The sequence below is a fragment of the Micromonospora sp. NPDC007230 genome, assembly GCF_042869115.1.
Lineage (GTDB): Bacteria > Actinomycetota > Actinomycetes > Mycobacteriales > Micromonosporaceae > Micromonospora.
On record NZ_JBIAFE010000022.1, the window covers coordinates 83,092 to 97,863 of the forward strand.

17 protein-coding genes are annotated in these 14,772 nt (G+C 74.1%); 8 read left to right on the forward strand and 9 right to left on the reverse strand.

Features of this window, described 5'->3' with window-relative positions:
* Nucleotides 1-7 precede the first annotated feature (7 nt).
* Nucleotides 8-1,735, reverse strand: a complete 1,728-nt coding sequence (locus ACFYML_RS26915) for a glycosyltransferase family 39 protein (protein ID WP_387423330.1) — start codon at nucleotides 1,733-1,735, stop codon at nucleotides 8-10.
* Nucleotides 1,736-2,297: 562 nt separating this feature from the next.
* On the opposite strand from ACFYML_RS26915, the gene ACFYML_RS26920 reads away from it, so the two are divergent.
* The 4 genes from ACFYML_RS26920 to ACFYML_RS26935 all read left to right on the forward strand — a co-directional run bounded on the left by ACFYML_RS26920 (nucleotide 2,298) and on the right by ACFYML_RS26935 (nucleotide 5,731).
* Complete coding sequence (locus ACFYML_RS26920) at nucleotides 2,298-4,004, forward strand: nitrite/sulfite reductase (protein WP_387423286.1); 1,707 nt, start codon at nucleotides 2,298-2,300, stop codon at nucleotides 4,002-4,004.
* A gap of 76 nt (nucleotides 4,005-4,080) precedes the next feature.
* Nucleotides 4,081-4,239, forward strand: coding sequence for a hypothetical protein (locus tag ACFYML_RS26925; RefSeq protein WP_357439915.1), 159 nt, complete (start codon nucleotides 4,081-4,083; stop codon nucleotides 4,237-4,239).
* Nucleotides 4,236-5,000, forward strand: a complete 765-nt coding sequence (locus tag ACFYML_RS26930; RefSeq protein WP_387423287.1) for a phosphoadenylyl-sulfate reductase — start codon at nucleotides 4,236-4,238, stop codon at nucleotides 4,998-5,000. Before ACFYML_RS26925 ends, ACFYML_RS26930 begins: the two co-directional genes overlap by 4 nt.
* On the forward strand, nucleotides 4,982-5,731 hold the full coding sequence (locus ACFYML_RS26935; RefSeq protein ID WP_387423288.1) for a sirohydrochlorin chelatase: 750 nt from the start codon (nucleotides 4,982-4,984) through the stop codon (nucleotides 5,729-5,731). Before ACFYML_RS26930 ends, ACFYML_RS26935 begins: the two co-directional genes overlap by 19 nt.
* Before the next feature lie 166 nt (nucleotides 5,732-5,897).
* Here ACFYML_RS26935 and ACFYML_RS26940 read toward each other — a convergent pair whose 3' ends face one another.
* The gene (locus ACFYML_RS26940) at nucleotides 5,898-6,155 is read right to left on the reverse strand and encodes a WhiB family transcriptional regulator (protein WP_073834718.1); all 258 of its coding nucleotides are present in this window, start codon (nucleotides 6,153-6,155) and stop codon (nucleotides 5,898-5,900) included.
* A 505-nt stretch (nucleotides 6,156-6,660) separates the two neighbouring features.
* Nucleotides 6,661-7,611, reverse strand: coding sequence for a diacylglycerol/lipid kinase family protein (locus tag ACFYML_RS26945; RefSeq protein WP_387423289.1), 951 nt, complete (start codon nucleotides 7,609-7,611; stop codon nucleotides 6,661-6,663).
* 42 nt (nucleotides 7,612-7,653) lie between these two features.
* Between ACFYML_RS26945 and ACFYML_RS26950 the strand changes: the two genes are divergently transcribed.
* A complete protein-coding gene (locus ACFYML_RS26950) occupies nucleotides 7,654-8,043 on the forward strand; it encodes a hypothetical protein (RefSeq protein WP_357439926.1) in 390 nt (129 codons plus the stop codon).
* Nucleotides 8,044-8,083: 40 nt separating this feature from the next.
* Here the strand turns inward: ACFYML_RS26950 and ACFYML_RS26955 are convergent, their stop codons facing one another.
* The 3 genes from ACFYML_RS26955 to sodN form a co-directional block, all read right to left on the reverse strand.
* Entirely contained in the window at nucleotides 8,084-8,488 is a 405-nt protein-coding gene (locus ACFYML_RS26955) for an ATP-binding protein (protein ID WP_387278812.1), read from the reverse strand.
* A 31-nt stretch (nucleotides 8,489-8,519) separates the two neighbouring features.
* The gene (locus ACFYML_RS26960) at nucleotides 8,520-8,972 is read right to left on the reverse strand and encodes a GNAT family N-acetyltransferase (protein WP_387423331.1); all 453 of its coding nucleotides are present in this window, start codon (nucleotides 8,970-8,972) and stop codon (nucleotides 8,520-8,522) included.
* A gap of 65 nt (nucleotides 8,973-9,037) precedes the next feature.
* Nucleotides 9,038-9,442 (reverse strand): superoxide dismutase, Ni, encoded by a 405-nt coding sequence (gene sodN, locus ACFYML_RS26965; RefSeq protein WP_073834713.1) that lies wholly within the window; start codon nucleotides 9,440-9,442, stop codon nucleotides 9,038-9,040.
* A gap of 84 nt (nucleotides 9,443-9,526) precedes the next feature.
* Here sodN and ACFYML_RS26970 point away from each other — a divergent pair, with 84 nt between their 5' ends.
* The 3 genes from ACFYML_RS26970 to ACFYML_RS26980 all read left to right on the forward strand — a co-directional run bounded on the left by ACFYML_RS26970 (nucleotide 9,527) and on the right by ACFYML_RS26980 (nucleotide 12,236).
* Entirely contained in the window at nucleotides 9,527-9,883 is a 357-nt protein-coding gene (locus ACFYML_RS26970; RefSeq protein ID WP_387423290.1) for a S24/S26 family peptidase, read from the forward strand.
* Between the two features lie 140 nt (nucleotides 9,884-10,023).
* Complete coding sequence (locus tag ACFYML_RS26975) at nucleotides 10,024-11,199, forward strand: NADP-dependent malic enzyme (RefSeq protein WP_387423291.1); 1,176 nt, start codon at nucleotides 10,024-10,026, stop codon at nucleotides 11,197-11,199.
* 74 nt (nucleotides 11,200-11,273) lie between these two features.
* On the forward strand, nucleotides 11,274-12,236 hold the full coding sequence (locus ACFYML_RS26980) for a zinc-binding dehydrogenase (protein ID WP_387423292.1): 963 nt from the start codon (nucleotides 11,274-11,276) through the stop codon (nucleotides 12,234-12,236).
* 20 nt (nucleotides 12,237-12,256) lie between these two features.
* On the opposite strand, the gene ACFYML_RS26985 is transcribed toward ACFYML_RS26980, so the two are convergent.
* From ACFYML_RS26985 to ACFYML_RS26995, 3 genes are all read right to left on the reverse strand, one after another.
* On the reverse strand, nucleotides 12,257-13,219 hold the full coding sequence (locus ACFYML_RS26985; protein WP_387423293.1) for an alpha/beta hydrolase family protein: 963 nt from the start codon (nucleotides 13,217-13,219) through the stop codon (nucleotides 12,257-12,259).
* Nucleotides 13,220-13,277: 58 nt separating this feature from the next.
* On the reverse strand, nucleotides 13,278-13,454 hold the full coding sequence (locus ACFYML_RS26990) for a hypothetical protein (protein ID WP_387423294.1): 177 nt from the start codon (nucleotides 13,452-13,454) through the stop codon (nucleotides 13,278-13,280).
* Between the two features lie 209 nt (nucleotides 13,455-13,663).
* Complete coding sequence (locus ACFYML_RS26995; protein WP_387423295.1) at nucleotides 13,664-14,683, reverse strand: alpha/beta hydrolase; 1,020 nt, start codon at nucleotides 14,681-14,683, stop codon at nucleotides 13,664-13,666.
* Between the last annotated feature and the right edge of the window lie 89 nt (nucleotides 14,684-14,772).

The following is a 14,772-nucleotide window of genomic DNA, read 5'->3' on the forward strand; positions in this document are numbered from 1 at the left end:
GAGGGCTTCAGCGGGTGAGGAGGGCGACGGTGATGCCGGGGCGGGGCCAGACCTGTTGCACGGTGAAACCGTCGCGCAACGCCCCTCCCTTGGAGCCCGGCACCGCGGCCACCGGATCGGTCCGCCGCCCGGACACCACCAGCCAGAGCCGCTCCACCCCGGTCAGGCACTCCGCCGGCCGGTCGCACTCGCTGGCCCAGAGGTCCGCGCGCTGCCGCTGGTCGCGGACCACCAGCACGTCGCGGGGCCGCCGTGCCCCCAGGTGGTACGCCATGCCCAGGTCGAGGAAGAGCCAACTCTCCCGGGGCGAGTAGACGATCGCGTCGCCCGGCTGCTGGTGCTCGGCGATGATCCGGGCCGCGCCCCGGTAGTCGACGGGTGCGGTGCGCGGCCACTCGTGCGTACGGCGCAGCGCCGCCTGGTCGGGCAGGCCGAGTACCCCGGCCAGGGCCACCACGGCGAGCGCCGGCGGCAGCCGTATTCCGGCCAACGCCGCCCCGGCCAGCAGGCAGGCGAACGGCACGGTGAAGACGAGATAGCGGGTCACCCAGAGCGGCACGAGCGTCCCGGCGGCGAAGAGCAGCAGTACGGGCAGCAGGACGGCGGCGCCGGGGAGCAGCGCCCGGCGGCCGAGCCGCCCCGCGCCGAGCGCGGCGAGGCCGACCAGCAGCCCTCCCACCACCCCGCTCTGCGCCAACCCACTGGGCAGCGCTGTCAGGTCGGCGGGGCGGGCCAGGTGCACCCAGTCGAGCTGTCGGGACCGCTGCCCGCCGGCGATCAGCACCAGCGGGGTGACCAGCAGTGCCGCCGGCAGCAACGCGACCACCCACCACCCCAGCGGCCCACGCCACCTGCCCGCCGGTCCGTCGCTGACCGGCTGTTCGCCCGCCGCCCGCTCCCCGTTCGCCCGGCCGCCCTCACCGCAGCGCTGGTCCTGGCTGGGATCGCCGCCACCGACGCCGCCGGCGGCGCGGCTGCCGGTCGTGCCCCGGGCGGCACCGCGATCGCCCGCCCGGTCGCGGGTCGCGCGGTCGCTCCTCCGGTCGCCGGCCCCGCGGTTGGTCGCCCGGTTGCTGGCTCCGTGGTTGCCTGCCCGATCGCCGGTCGCGCCGCTGCCGGCCGCATCGGAGGTCGGCGCGCCGGGGCCGGCTGCCGCCGGGCCGCGCCAGGCGGCGAGCAGCACCACGAGCCCGTGCGCGGCGAGCAGGGTGAGGGCGATCAGGTGGGTCAGGCCGAGGGCGGCGACGGCCAGGGCGTACCCGGTCCAGCGTCGCCCCGTCGGCCGGCGCAGCGCGCCGGCCAGCAGCAGCGTGGCGAGCACGGCGAGGAAGGTGGCGAGGGCGTACGGGCGGGCCTCCTGGCCGTACCGGGAGGTGCTCGGAAGGGCGGCGAAGAGCAGCCCGGCGATCAACCCGACCCGGGCGGTGACCAGCCGTTCGCCGAGCCGGGCGGTGAGCGCGGCGGCCCCGGCCATGGCGAGCGCGGACGGCAGCCGCAGCGCGGTCGGCGAGGTCCCGGCCAGCGTCGTCCAGCCATGCATGGCCAGGTAGTACGGCCCGGTCGCGGCGTCGATGGTGCCGGCCAGCCGGATCAGGTCGCCCACCGGGCGGGTGGCGGCGCTCCAGGTGGCCAGCTCGTCCCGCCACGGCTGCGCGTGCCCGATCCCGGCGAGGGTGACCACCAGCGTGAGCAGCGCCGGCGCCGCCGCGACCCACCACCTCGGGCGGTCGTCCATCGGCCCGGCCGGTGTGGGCGACGCAGGAGTGCTCACCTGTCGCAGCGTCACACAGGTCCGCCGCGCGGGTCGGCCGATTCGCGGCGCCGGCCACCCCGTGAACGGCGCGGCCACAACGTGAGTTGCGCCGGCAACCTCGTGAGCGGGTGCGGCCACTCCGTGCGCGGGTGCGGCCACAACGTGCGCGGGTGCGGCCACAACGTGACTGGGCGGCTGCTCCGAGAGCGATCCGGCCACCCCCCGCCAGCCGTACCTCGCGGTAGTGGATCATCGTCAATGCCCGTGATGTGGGATCACACACTCGGCCGTTGGCCGGCCACCGTGGGTTGTGGGAGCATATGGCGCATGACCGCCGCTGTCGTCCGCCGCTTCGTGGCCCGCCGCCACGTCGATTACGGCCGCGTGCGCAGCGCGATCTGTCCGGCCCACTGACGACGCCCGACCCATCCGTCTCGGGCGCGCTACCGCGCCGGCCGTCATCGACATCGCCGTCCACGGCCCTTGGCAGGGCCGGCCGCCGCGTTTGCGTACCCAGGCACAGCAGACAACGGAGGACGCCGCGATGGCGGTCAGCAGCACCCCCACCCGCGCCGACAACCCGCCCGCCGCGCGGGCGCCCCGCCGCGCCCGTGGCGAGGGGCAGTGGGCCGTCGGGCACCGCGAGCCGCTCAACGCGAACGAGCGGATCAAGAAGGACGACGACCCGCTGAACGTGCGGGCCCGGATCGAGAACATCTACGCCCACCGGGGCTTCGCCTCCATCGACCCGCAGGACCTGCGCGGCCGGTTCCGCTGGTGGGGGCTCTACACCCAGCGCAAGGCGGGCATCGACGGCGGGCGTACGGCCGTGCTGGAGCCGCACGAGCTGGAGGACGAGTTCTTCATGCTCCGGGTCCGGGTGGACGGCGGCGAGCTCAACCTGGCGCAGCTGCGGGTCGTCGCCGACATCTCCCGGGAGTTCGCCCGGGACACGGCCGACATCACCGACCGGCAGAACATCCAGTTCCACTGGATCCGGGTGGAGGACGTGCCGGAGATCTGGCGCCGCCTGGAGGAGGTGGGCCTGCAGACCACCGAGGCGTGCGGCGACTGCCCCCGCGTCGTGCTGGGCAGCCCGGTCGCCGGGGTGGCTCGGGACGAGGTGGTCGACCCGACGCCGGCGCTCGACGAGATCGTCCGCCGGTACGTCGGCGACAAGCAGTTCTCCAACCTGCCCCGCAAGTTCAAGACCTCGATCTCCTGGTTGGTCGACACGCCGTACGAGGCGAACGACATCGCCTTCCTCGGCGTGCAGCACCCGGAGCATGGTCCCGGCTTCGACCTCTGGGTCGGCGGTGGCCTCTCCACCAACCCGATGCTGGCCAAGCGCCTCGGCGTCTGGGTGCCGCTGGCCGAGGTGCCAGATGTCTGGGCCGGCGTGGTCGGCATCTTCCGCGACTACGGCTACCGCCGGCTGCGTAACCGGGCCCGGCTGAAGTTCCTGGTCGCCGACTGGGGTGTGGAGAAGTTCCGCGAGGTGCTGGAGAAGGAGTACCTGGGCCGGACGCTGCTCGACGGCCCGGCCGCGGAGCTGCCGGACAAGCCGATCGACCACATCGGCGTGCACCCGCAGCGCGACGGCCGCCACTACGTCGGCGCGGCCCCGATGGTGGGTCGCGTCTCCGGGCCGCAGCTGGCCCGGCTCGCCGACGTGGTCGAGGCACACGGCAGCGACCGGGTGCGGCTCACCCCGTACCAGAAGCTGCTGGTGCTGGACGTGGCGTCGGAGCGGACCGACTCGCTGGTGGCGGAGCTGCGCCGGATCGGTCTGGAGCCCCGGCCGTCCGCCTGGCGGCGCGGCACCATGGCCTGCACCGGCATCGAGTTCTGCAAGCTCGCCATCGTCGAGACCAAGCGGCGCGGCGAGGAGCTGGTGACCCGGCTGGAGGAGCGGCTGCGCGACTTCGACGCCGACATCTCGATCCACCTCAACGGCTGCCCGAACGCCTGCGCCCGCACCCAGGTCGCCGACATCGGGCTCAAGGGCCAGTTGGTGGTCGGCCCGGACGGCCGGCAGGTGGAGGGCTTCCAGGTGCACCTCGGCGGCGGCCTCGGCATGGCGCAGGGGCAGACGGCCGGCTTCGGCCGCAAGCTGCGCGGCCTGAAGACCACCGCCGAGGAACTTCCGGGGTACGTGGAACGGCTGGCCCGCCGCTACCTGGCCGGCCGGGCGGAGGGCGAGACCTTCGCCAACTGGGTGATCAGGGTCGACGAGGAGGAACTCCGATGAGCGAGCGTAGCGAGCGAATCAGTCAGTTCAGCGCCCCGGTGGCTCATCGTGGTGCCGAGCGAAGCGAGGTGGCGCGATGAGCGATGCTCGATCTGCGCCTCTCTACTGCCCGTACTGCGGAGAGGAGGACCTGCGGCCGAGCGAGGCCGGGCACGGCGCCTGGGAGTGCCACGCGTGTGCGCGGGTCTTCACCGTGAAGTTCACCGGCCTGCTCACTCGGGCGGTGACCCGGTGAGCGGCCTGCGCTCCGCCGCCGGCATGGGCCTGGTCGGGATCGGCGGGCCGGTCCCGGCCGATCCGCTCCGACGCGACCCCGAGGAGCTGCGCGCGCTGGCCGAGGCGGCCGCCCGGGAGCTGGCGGACGCCCCCGCGCTGGAGATCGCCCGCTGGGCCGCCGAGACGTTCGGCGACCGGTTCTGCGTGACCAGCTCGATGGCCGACGGGGTGCTGGCCCACCTGGTCTCCCGGGTCGCCCCCGGCGTCGATGTGGTCTTCCTGGACACCGGTCTGCACTTCCCGGAGACGCTCCGGGTGCGCGACGAGGTGGCCCGGCGGCTGCCGGTGAACGTCCGGTCGATCCGGCCGCGGATGACCGTCGGGCAGCAGGACGGCCAGTACGGGCCACGGCTGTTCAACCGGTCCCCGGACGACTGCTGCCAGCTCCGCAAGGTCGAGCCCCTGGAGCGGGCGCTGACCGGGTACGACGCCTGGGCCGCCGGCCTGCGCCGGGACGAGTCGCCGACCCGGGCCAACACCCCGGTGGTGGCCTTCGACGCCCGGCGCGGCAAGGTCAAGGTGAACCCGATCGCCGCTTGGACGCAGCGCGACGTGGACGCCTACATCGCCCGGTACGACATCCCGGTCAACGAGCTGTTCGGTCGCGGCTACGGCTCGATCGGCTGCTGGCCCTGCACCCGCCGGACGACGGCGGGGGAGGATCCGCGGGCGGGCCGGTGGGCCATGTTCGAGAAGACCGAGTGCGGCCTGCACACCTGACGCCCGACCCGCCGGTGGTGCTGGTCGCGCACGGCAGTCGTGACCCGCGGGCGGCCGAGGCGACCCGGGCGCTGGCCCGGGCCGTGGCGGCCGCCCGCCCCGGCGTCACGGTGCTGCCGAGCTGGCTGGACCACACCGAGCCCGGGCCGGCCGCCGTGCTGCGGGAGCTCGCCGCCGCCGGTCACTCCCGTGCGGTGCTGGTGCCGTTGCTGCTGACCGCCGCGTACCACCGGAAGGTCGACATCCCGGCGGCCGTCGCCGCCGCGCGCGCGGACGGGCCACCGATCGAGGTACGGGTCGCCGACGTGCTGGGGCCGGCCGACGGGCGGGTGGACGCCGGGCTGCTGGCCGGGCTGTGCCGCCGGCTGGCCGAGGCGGAGCCGGGCGGGTACGACGCTCTGGTGCTGGCCGCGGCTGGCACCCGGGATCCCCGTGCGCGCGGCTCGGTGGGCCGGGTCGCCGCGGCGCTCGGTGCCGAGCTGGGTGTCCCGTGTCGCGTGTCGTACGCCTCGGCGGCGCCCCCGACGGCCGGCGCGGCGGTGGCGAAGCTGCGGGCGGGCGGGGCCCGCCGGGTCGGGGTGGCGGCCTACTTCCTGGCACCGGGCCTGTTCCACGACACCGTGTGCGGCGCCGCCTGGGACGCCGGCGCGGCGGCGGTCGCCGCGCCGCTCACCGACGTCCCCGACCTGGCCGACCTGGTCCTCCGCCGCGCCGCCGCCCAGCTCGGCTGACGCCCCCCGGCTTGCCGCGCCCAGCTCAGGTGATCATGAGGTTGGCGGCGCTCGGCGCGGTCCAGGTCGCGGTCAACCTCATGATCGCCAAGGACGGAGCCGGCCGGGGCTGGACAGCAGGACGCCCCGGCGGGTGGACCCGGCCGGGGCGTGCTGTGCGGTGCGATCAGGCGGAGTGAGCGCGCAGCACCCGGAGACCGCCGCGGCGCTTCACCGCGCGGCGCTCCTCCTCGCTCATCCCGCCCCAGACGCCGGCGTCCTGACCGGACTCCAGCGCCCACTGCAGGCACTGGTCAGTCACCGGGCAGCGCCGGCAGACGGCCTTGGCCTGCTCCACCTGCAGGAGGGCCGGACCGGACGTCCCGATCGGGAAGAACAGCTCCGGGTCCTCGTCGCGGCAGACGGCATCGTGGCGCCAGTCCATGGCGGCAACACTCCTCATTCTTAAGTGGGGGCCAGATAACGCTTCGTTGCTTTTCCTATATGCATCCGCATTGCCGATTGGTGACGGTCAGCATCCATCAATTCGGCGCTGCGTGAGCAGGCTGCGGGCCCGAGGACCTGCTGGAACAGCTCAACCTGCCGAGCATATCCAGGCAATGTCCCGGTAACACGACTTCGCTTGTGAATACTTTCACGAACTGCTGCGATGTCAAGGGTGCCGCTCGGAAAAACTCCGAACAGTGAGCGGGCTCACCACCCTTTTGTCCGGGTTTCAGAGCGCTCTGGTCACCCGGTGTGCCACAGTCGAGGATCAATATAGTACAGTCTGCGTGACATTGCTGACATTTCCGGCACCCTTTCGTCGGCGTGGCTCCGACAACTCCAGTTCGGCTGCGGCGCGCCTGACGCCGCGCCGCGACCTGAAGCCGTCGCCCACCGCGGGGGAGCGGTGGGTCACCGTGTCAACGGACGGGAGTACCCGAGGCCTAGCAGATTACTCTCAGTGCGGCCGGAATGGATGCGAATCTAACTTTCTCCCGCTCGCCCAGGTAGTCCCCGTCGAGCTGGAAGGCCAGCGGGCGGGCTGAGACCAGGGTGAACTCCGGCACGTCGTGCAGCCGGAGCGCCTGCCGGCCGTGCGGGTCGGGCTGCTGGCTGAAGAACTGCGCCACGGTACGTGCCGTGCTGGCGACTCGCAGCTGCCGCATCGCCAGCACGTCCAGCCCGAGGTCGAAGGACGCCCCCGGGTTCGGGTTGATCTCCCGCTCGCCCAGATACGTCCAGGGCGCGGTGTTCTGCACGATGACGGTGGCCAGCTCGGCCTCCGCGGTCTCGCCCGGCCGCTCCAGGGTGATGCTGGGGTGGCGCCGGTCGGACGCCAGGAAGTACTGGCTGACCGTCGACCGGAGGTAGAGCGCCGGCGTGGAGACCCGGCCCCGCCGGCGGGCCCGCTCCACCCGGTGGATCACCGCCGCGTCGATGCCGAAGCCGGCGCAGAAGGTGAAGTAGCGGTCGTCCGCCCGGCCCAGGCCGATCGTCCGGGACCGGCCCAGGCGCAGCCCCTCCAGGATCATGCTGGTCCCGTCGGGCCACTCGCGGGGCAGCCCGAGTGCGCGGGCGAAGACGTTGGTCGAACCGCCGGGCACGGTGGCCAGCGCCGGCAGTCGCTCCGCCGAGGTGTCCCCGGTACGGAAGGTCGGCGGCTCGGCGCCCATCAGGCCGTTGACCACCTCGTTGACCGTGCCGTCGCCACCCAGCGTGACCACCAGGTCGACGCCCTCCTCGGCGGCCTCCCGGGCCAGGTCCACGGCGTGCCCCCGCCGGCGGGTGTACCGCACCGACAGGTCGACTTCGCTGCGCAGCGCCCGGACCAGGACGTCGCGGCTGCGTTCGCTGGTGGTGGTGGCCTTCGGATTGACCACCAGGACGGCCTGCATGGGCGGCACTGTACCGCGCCTACCCACGGGTATCGTGGCGCCGTGACGATCGACTCCGACCCGGTCCCCGCCCCGCTCCGCTGGGCGGTGCACCTGCTACGGGCCGAGGCGGTGGCGCTCGGCCTGGTCGCCGCCTGGCTGGTCTGGTCCGACCTGACCGCGCCCACCACCGACCTGACCTCGGCGCTGCTGGTGACGGTGTTCGCGATCGGTGGAGCCGCGGCGCTCTGGGCCCTCGGCGGCGCGCTGGTACGCCGGAAGGCCGGTGCCCGGGCACCCGCCATCGTGCTCCAGCTCATGCTGCTACCGGTCGGCTGGTACATGATCCAGGGCGGGCTGGGCTGGCTGGGGCTGCCGCTGATGGCGCTGGGTGTCGGGGTCACCGGGCTGCTGGTCAGCTCGCCGACCAACCGGGCCCTCGGCGTCGGCTGACGTCCGCCCGCTGAGGGCAGTCCCGCCGCGAGCGGCGCGGTCAGTAGCCGGAGGCGCGGCGGGTGAGCAGGGAGATGGTGGCCCGGCCGTCGCCGGCCTCGGCGGACGCCGCGGTGGTCAGCGCGGTGAGCACCTTCCAGGCGAAGGACGACTCGGCGGGCAGCGTCGCGCCCCGGACCGTCGGCACGGTCACCTCGACGGTGAGCGCGTCCTCGGTCACCGCGAACCGGCACTCCAGCTCGGCGTTGCGGGTGGCGATGGCGAGCAGCATGGCGCAGGCCTCGTCGACCGCGATGCGCAGGTCCTCGATCTCGTCGAGGGCGAACTGGAGCCGGGCCGCGAGCCCGGCCGTGGCGGTGCGGAGCACGCCGAGATACCCGCCGTCGGCGGGCACGGTGAGGTGCACGACGTCGTCGCTCGTCGGCTGGCCGGTCAGTTGAGTCACCCTCATCCCCCTGGTGCGGGACTCTACCCGGTCAGGCGTCGGGGGATGTGACGGCCGTCGCCTGCGCGGCGAGTTCGTGCAACGCCGTGCCGGCGAGGCGGTAGGGAACCCACTCGTCCATCGGGCTCGCCCCGATGGACGAGTAGAACCGGGCCGCCGGGTTCCAGTTGATCATCCACCACTCCAGCCGCCGGTAGCCGCGCTCGACACAGATCGCGGCCAGGGTGGCGAGCAGTTGGCGACCCGCGCCGGTGCCCCGGGCGGCCGGCCGGACGTACAGGTCCTCCAGGTAGATGCCGTGCACGCCCGTCCAGGTGGAGAAGTTGAGGAACCAGAGGGCGAAGCCGATGGGCTGATCGGCCCGGTCCACCGCGACGTGGCCGAAGAGTGCGGGCGCGGGGGCGAAAAGAGCGGCGGTGAGCTGCTCCTCGGTGAGGTGGCACTGCTCGGGCGCCCGCTCGTAGTCGGCGAGTTCGTGCACCATCGCGACGACGGCCGGCACGTCCTCGGGACGCGCCGGCCGGATCGTCGGTGCCGGAGGCGGCGGGGTCACGCCTGCTTGGTCTCCCAGAAGATCTTGGAGATCTCGTCGATCTTCGACAGCAGCTCGTCGGCCTTGGCCGGGTCGGTGGCGCCCTTGGCACCGGCGGCGCCCGCCATCTTGGTGGCCTCGTTGAAGAGCTGGTGCAGGTGCGGGTACTTCTCGAAGTGCGCCGGCTTGAAGTAGTCGGTCCAGAGCACCCACAGGTGGTGCTTGACCAGCTCGGCCCGCTGCTCCTTGATGATGATCGCCCGAGTGCGGAACTCCGGGTCGGTGTTCGCCTGGTACTTCTCGCAGATCATTTTGACCGATTCGGCCTCGATCCGGGCCTGCGCCGGGTCGTAAACGCCGCAGGGCAGGTCACAGTGGGCGCTGGCGGTCACACGGGGCGTGAGGATGCGGGGAAGGCGCATCAGGGTCCTCCATGGGATGTTTGCGATGATCCGAGACGACATTACTCCTGGACATGCTCCCCGGCGGGCGGGAGGTGAAACCCGGTGCGAGCGGTGAACGGATCCCACCCGACCGTGCTGCGCGGCCCACTGGCGGCGGTGCTGGTCACCGGCCCGTCGATGGCCCCGACCCTGCGGCACGGCGACGCGGTGCTGGTGCGTGTCGGTGGCCGGCCGGTCCGCCCCGGCGACGTGGTGGTCGCGGTCTTCCGGAGCCGCCCCGACCTGCTCGTGGTCAAGCGCGCGGTCCGTCCGCAGGACGGCGGATGGTGGCTACGCGGCGACAACGACCTGGTCACCGACGACTCCCGGGCGTACGGGGTGGCGGACGTCCGGGGTCGGGTGGTGGTCCGTTACTGGCCGCATCCCGGGCTGGTCAAAGGTCGGCAAGAATGGATATGACCCCGCTCACACCCCGGTGACGGGTGCGCCACTATGCTCGGAAAGTGCCCGGGTGACCCCCCGCACCGCCGCCCCGCTGGCCGCTGACCACCGCGCGCCGAGCCGGCCGGTCCGTCTGCTCGACAGATCCAGGAGTCACCATGTCTTCCGCCCCTCCGGACCCCGCCGATCCCGTCTTCCGGCTGCACGCCGGCGGCAAGATGGCCGTCACCTCGACCGTCCCGCTCACCAGCCGGGAGGATCTCTCCCTCGCGTACACCCCGGGGGTGGCCCGGGTGTGCGAGGCGATCGCCGCCGACCCCGACCTGGTCGACGACTACACCTGGGTGTCGCACACCGTCGCCGTGGTCACCGACGGCTCCGCCGTACTGGGTCTGGGCAACATCGGCCCGCGCGCGGCGCTGCCGGTGATGGAGGGCAAGGCGGTGCTGTTCAAGCAGTTCGGGGGCGTGGACGCGGTGCCGATCTGCCTGGACACCCAGGACGTCGACGAGATCGTGGCGACGGTCCGGGCGCTCGCCCCGTCGTTCGGCGGGATCAACCTGGAGGACATCAGCGCCCCGCGCTGCTTCGAGGTGGAACGCCGGCTGGACGAGGCGCTACCGATCCCGGTGTTCCACGACGACCAGCACGGCACCGCGATCGTGGTGCTGGCCGCGCTGCGCAACGCGGCCGCCCTGCTCAACCGCAAGCTCGGCGACCTGCGGGTGGCGGTCAGCGGGGCCGGTGCGGCCGGCGTCGCGGTGACCAGGATGCTGGTCGCCGGCGGAGTGAACCCGGACCAGGTGGTGGTCTGCGACTCCAAGGGCATCCTCGGTCGGCACCGCGAGCTGACCGGGACCAAGGCCGAGCTGGCCGAGACCACCAACGCGGACGGCCGGCAGGGCGACATCACCGAGGCGCTGCGCGACGCGGACGTGCTGATCGGCGTCTCGGGCGGGCAGATCCCCGAGGCGGCGGTGGCCGGGATGGCCCCGGGCGGCATAGTCTTCGCGCTGGCCAACCCCACGCCCGAGGTGCACCCCGAGGTGGCGGCCCGGCACGTCGCGGTGGTCGCCACGGGCCGCAGCGACTACCCCAACCAGATCAACAACGTGCTCGCCTTCCCGGGGGTGTTCCGGGGCGCGTTGGACGCCGGGGCCACCCGGATCACCGACGGGATGAAGGTGGCCGCCGCCGACGCCATCGCCGGGGTGGTCGCCGAGTCGCTGACCCCGGAGGCGATCGTGCCGTCCCCGCTGGACCCGAGGGTCGCCCCGGCGGTCGCCGAGGCCGTCGCCGAGGCGGCCCGCCGGGACGGGGTGGCCCGCCGCTGAGTCGACGGGAGGGCCCTTCTTATTGCATTTTGCACAGGAAGGGCCCCTTCTTAACGGGCGCTCAGCTTGTTACCGTGCCGATCATGCGTGCCGCCTATGCCTCGGCCTTCGACGCCGACAACCCGCTCGCCGCGCTCACCGTCGGCGACCGTCCCGAGCCGACCCGACCCGAGCCGGACTGGGTCACCGTGCAGGTACGGGCCAGCTCGCTCAACCACCACGACCTCTGGTCGCTGCGCGGGGTGGGCCTCAGCGGTGACCAGCTCCCGATGATCCTCGGCTGCGACGCGGTCGGCACCGACCCGGACGGCAACGAGGTGGTCATCTACCCGGTGGTGCCCACCCCGGGTGACCCGCGCGGGGTCTCCATCCTCTCCGAGCACTTCCCCGGCACCTTCGCCGAGCGGGTGGCCGTACCCCGGATGAACCTGCTGGCGCTGCCGGAGGGCCTGTCGGCGACCGACGCGGCCTGCCTGCCCACGGCCTGGCTCACCGCGTGGCGGATGCTCACCACCAAGGGGCGGGTCGACGAGGGCGAGTCGGTGCTGGTCCAGGGGGCCGGCGGCGGGGTGGCCACCGCGGCCGTCGCGCTCGGCGTCGCGCTCGGCAAGCGGGTGTACGCGACCAGCCGCGACGCCGCCAAGCGGGAACGGATCACCGAGCTGGGGGCGACCGCGCTGGCGCCCGGCGCCCGGCTGCCCGAGCGGGTCGACGTGGTGATCGAGACGGTCGGCGCGGCCACCTTCGACCACTCGCTGAAGTCCGCCGCGCCGATGGCCCGGATCGTGGTCTCCGGCGCCACCGCCGGGCACGAGCCCAAGGTCAACCTGCGCCGGGTCTTCGCCATGCAGCTGGAGATCCTCGGCACCTCGATGGGCACCCCGGACGAGCTCACCGAACTGCTGTCGTTCTGCGCCGAGCACGAGGTGCGACCGGTGGTCGACAGCGTGGTGCCGTTCAGCCGGATCGAGGACGGCTTCGCCCGGCTCGCCTCCGGCGACGTCTTCGGCAAGGTGGTCATCGACCACACCGCCTGACGGGGCGCGGCGCGGGTGCGTCAGAGGTGGTCGTCGAGGGTGGCGAGGCCGCCGCGGGTGGCGTCGGCGGGGAGGCGCTGCTTCGCCGCCGCGTCGCCGTAGAGCGTCCAGCGCAGGAACTCGACGGTGGTGTCGGCGACCACCCGCAGCGCCGCGCCGTCGGTGAGCAGGGCCCGGCCGTGGTCGCCCTTCGGCAGGCTGAGCAGCGCCTTCGGCCAGGGCACCGCGTCGTAGGCGGCCTTGCCGGAGGCGTAGCTCACCACCTCGTCGGCCTCGCCGTGCACGAACAGCTGCGGGGCGGCCGCACCGGCGAAGGCGGTGCCGACGCCGAGCGCCGTACCGGCGAAGACGATGCCCGCGTCGAGCCGCTCATCCCGGCCCGCCGTGAACAGCCCGATCGTGGTCACCCCGCCCGCGCTGTGCCCCGCCGCGGCCACCCGTTCGGTGTCCAGCCGGCCGTGCAGCGGGTCGTCCGCCTTCGCGTCGAGGGCGAGCACCTGGGTCAGCGCGTACGACACGTCGGCCGGCTGGTTGAGCACGTCGAGCACGTTGCCGTCGCCGCCCGCCCCGGTGTGCGGGAACCGCGGCGCGGCCACCACGAACCCGGCCGCCGCCCAGCGGCCGAGCAACAGCTGGTAGTCCTCCGGCCGGGCGCCCAGCCCGTGGCTGAACATCACCACCGGAAACCGTCCGGCCGCCGCCGCGGCCGAGCGCTCGGGCGCGCCGCCGGCCGCGCCCCGGGCCGGGTACCAGACGGTCACGGGCAGGGCGCGGTCGCCGTCGCGGTTCAGCTTGAGCTGGCGTACGCCGACGACGAAGCTCTCGGTGGGGGCGTGCCCGGTGGGTACCCGCGGCGCCGGCGTGGTCGCCTTGGGTGGCGGGGTCGGTGCGGCCCGCTCGGGCAGGACGGTCCCGCCGGAGCAGCCGGCCAGACCCGCGCTGAGCACGGCGGCGGCGACCAGGGCGGCACGGCGACGGAGCATGAAGACGATTCTGCCTCGTGATCCGGGCCGACCGGCCGGCATCCGGTCGGGCCGGTCGTCACCCGCCGCCGTCGGATCGGCTGCTCCGGAGGCGGGCCAGGTCGGCGGCGTCCTTGGCGCGGCGGGGCCGGGCCGGCATCCAGACCGGGAACATCTCCTTGAACTCGATCTGCGCGGCGGCACTGATGATCGGTGCGGCCAGCGGGCCGATGCGGCCCGGCCGGGCGTCCAGCATCCCCTCGGGCAGCGGGGTGCCGGCCCACGGTCCGCCAGCCCGCCCCCGTCCACGCGGTGACGCTACCGCCCAGCGGCGGACCGCGCCCGCTCGGCCCGGTCATGCTCGACGTCAGGTCGGCGATGTGGCGGGGGCCGGGGCCGGTCGACGCCACGATGTCGCCGAGCCGGCGCGGGCCGAGGGCCGTACCCACCTGGCGAGCGGCCGGGTCAGCCGGGGAGGCGGCTGGTCAGCGTGGTGACGCCAGGGAGGCGGGCATCGGTGGGGAGGCGGCGCAGGGCGGCCCGGTCGTCGTAGAGGGTCCACCGGAGGAAGTCGATGGTGGTGGCGAGGACCTGGGGGAAGCCGAGGTTTCCCGGGATCAGGTACTCGCCGTGGCCCTGACCGCGCAGGCTCAGGAAGGCGGCCGGCCCGACCGCGCGGGCGTACGCGGCCCGGCCGACCGACTCGGGCACGATCGGGTCGGCGGCCCCGTGCACGAACAGCAGCGGCGCCACCGGACCGGCGAAGCTGCCGGCCAGCCCGCCGCCGGCGAGCACGATCCCGGAGCGCAGCCGGGCCGGGTGCCCCGAGGTGAACATGCCGGCCGTGGTGAAGCCGCCCGCCGAGTGTCCGGCCGCGGCGATCCGGTTGACGGCGAGGTGCCCGGCGAGCGGGTCGCCGCGGCGGGCGTCGAGGCGTACCAGGTGGCGGATCAGCCGCCAGCCGTCGGCGGGCTGGTTGCGGACGTCCGCCCGGGTGAAGTCCCGCGCCCGCAGGTTGGTACGCGGGAAGGTCGGCGCCGCCACCACGAAGCCGGCGGCGGCCCAGCGGGTGGTCAGCGGGGCGTGCAGCTCGGGAAGGCTGCGCAGCCCGTGGCTGTAGATCACCACCGGGAACCGCCCGGCGGCCACCGGCGCCCCGGCCCGTACGCTCGGCCCGGTCTCCGCCCTCGGGGCGCTGGGCGCGGCGGTGCGGGTCGACGGCGGGATGGTTGAGGTCGACGGCAGGGCGGTGGGGGTCGACGGCGGGCCGGTGGATGCCGGGGAGGCCGCCGGGTACCAGACGGTGACCGGCAGCGGCCGGGGACCGCCCGCGTCGACGACGAACTGCCGCACCCCGACCGGGTAGCTCTGCTCGGGGGCGGCTCGGATGGCGGGTGCGGCCGCACCGCGGGTCGTCGCGGTGGCCGGACCACATCCCGCGAGCAGCGCCGTCACCAGCGCGGCGACCAGCCGCTGCACCCTCACCACTTCACGGTAGGCGGCCGGGTGGCCGGTGCGGCCCGGACGTCCGGACCGAGCACCCTCACCACCTGGCCGACTGGCCTCCACCGGCC